This is a genomic window from Mesorhizobium waitakense (assembly GCF_056431085.1).
Map to the genome: position 1 here is coordinate 1 of NZ_JBWKME010000217.1, position 1,948 is coordinate 1,948.

The window sequence follows — 1,948 nt, forward strand, 5'->3', positions numbered from 1 at the left end:
GTCTTCGGGCTATTCAAAAAAGACTTGATCAATGATCTGCGATTAGACAACCCACCCTTTCGATGCGGCACGGTGCGTCGTCACTGGTCGTCGATGTCCGGGTACTGCGGGGGAGCCTTGCCGATCTTGCTGACGATCCTCGGGTAATTGGCATCGGGCTGCGCCTGCCCTGTTCCAATAAGTTCAACGCGGAAGCGCCACTCGTCACCGTAGTCGTACAAGAAGGTCATTGCCGAGCCCACCTTCTGGAAGGCTGTGCTGACGCGGGTGCCCTTCACGCTGCGAGAGCCGCTCCCCTCTATGTCGGCGAAGAGTTCGAACCGCAGGGGCGAGTCGAACAGCTTTCCCGTCAGCTTTGAATAGAAGCCGTAGGCGTGGTCCAAGTCGAAGCCAAATGCCGCTACGATGGCTTCGGCCAGATCCGCCAGCGTGCTCGAACTCGACACCTCGATGTCCCGACAAAGCCGTGCCCGAAGAGAGGCTCGGAAGATCAAGGTCGCGGGCTCAGTCATCGCAGATTTCAGGCGCTGACGGTTTGAAGGATGATTTTGAAGGAGTTCGTGCCTGGCGCGAGACGAGCCGTGTCGACGACGGTTCGAATGTCGGCTTCGCCCTGGGCGGCCCACATGGCGCGATAGCCGTTGGTGATCTTCCGTTGAACGACGGCGGGTCTCAGCGCCCGTTCGCAGGCGTTGTTCGTCGCGTCGACCATTCCTGGCCATTGGGCAAAGGTCAAAAGTTGATCACGAGCTCGCCTGAACTTGTTTTGGATGTCGCGGGCCAGATCGCACGACGTTGTGGTGGCGAAGATATCGTCCAGACTTCGCTCCAGGGCGCGACGCTTGCCGGCGATGGTCGAGGCGGCGAAGGTTTCCATACCGTCGGCTAGGGCGAAGGCCCTTTGCAGCCAACGTTTGAGCCGTGAGGGCAGCATGTCCTCACTTGCCTCGTCCGCATAGGCGACGTCGCGGGCGAGATGCGCCAGGCAGGTCTGATGCGCATTTGCGTGACCTTGTTGTGCGGCATAGCGATCGGAACACCAGACGTCGGGCCGATGGCCGTCCATCAGGGTCCGGACCACGACAGCGCCGCGCGTTGGCGCCGCTTGATGAACAACCGCTTCGGCGCAGCGAAACACCCAGTGGTAGGCGTTGCTTCCTTCGATCCGCACGCCGGTCTCATCGGAGGCGATGACCTTGGCCCGGCGCAACGCCGCGACGGCCTTGTCGCACTCGGCCGCGAACGCGCCCTGCGCACGGCGCAACATGTTCATCAGTCCGCCCTGGCTAATGTTGAGACCGAAAAGGTTCGCGAACGCGCCCTGCAGCCGCTCGTAGGACAGGGCCTGGAAAGTCTTGAGATAGGTCGCTACGGCGTGCACGCGTGGCCCGAACGGCGTCCCCTTCGCCGCATCTGGCACAGCCGCGACGACCAGCGTGCCGCAGGACGGGCAACGGACTGCCAGGCGCCGATGGCGCTCAATCAAAGGCCTGATCGCAGGAAGCTCAATCTTGTCGTGCTCGCTGACGGTTTCGGCAGCAAGATCGCTCGACAGGCTGGCGCGGCAGCAAAGACATTGGTCGGGATGATGATCGATGATGCGATCGGCATCCTCACTCATGGCGCGGCTGTGACCTTTATGACCCGCCTTAGCGCCGCCAGGCTTTGCCCTGTCCCGACGCGCCTTGCGATCGCTCGAAGGTGGCTTGGACGACGTGCGCGATGTCTTCTCTGGCCGCTGTATCCGCAGCACCAGATCGATCAACTCTTCCTTCGTCAGACGCTGCAAATCAGTGCGATCCATATCCACATAGATTCAGGGATTCTTGCCCCTGACAAGGGCGTGAGTTGTCTAATCGCAGATCATTGATCAAGTCTTTTTTGAATAGCCCGAAGACGCCATTGCTGTTTGTTGGACAGACAGCGAACAGGAGGCGATGTTACGATC

At 60.7% G+C, this 1,948-nt stretch carries 2 protein-coding genes; both read right to left on the reverse strand.

The features are described 5' to 3' along the window. Positions 1-80: 80 nt before the first annotated feature. On the reverse strand, positions 81-512 hold the full coding sequence (locus tag AC07FD_RS38550; RefSeq protein WP_478354059.1) for an IS1096 element passenger TnpR family protein: 432 nt from the start codon (positions 510-512) through the stop codon (positions 81-83). 8 nt (positions 513-520) lie between these two features. Beyond that, a complete protein-coding gene (gene tnpC, locus AC07FD_RS38555; protein WP_478354060.1) occupies positions 521-1,804 on the reverse strand; it encodes an IS66 family transposase in 1,284 nt (427 codons plus the stop codon). Positions 1,805-1,948 lie beyond the last annotated feature (144 nt).

What these genes read in the sequence shown, in the direction of transcription:
- AC07FD_RS38550 (WP_478354059.1), bottom strand. Translation starts at nt 512, where the DNA reads ATGACTGAGCCCGCGACCTTGATCTTCCGAGCCTCTCTTCGGGCACGG.
- tnpC (WP_478354060.1), bottom strand. Translation starts at nt 1,804, where the DNA reads ATGGATCGCACTGATTTGCAGCGTCTGACGAAGGAAGAGTTGATCGAT.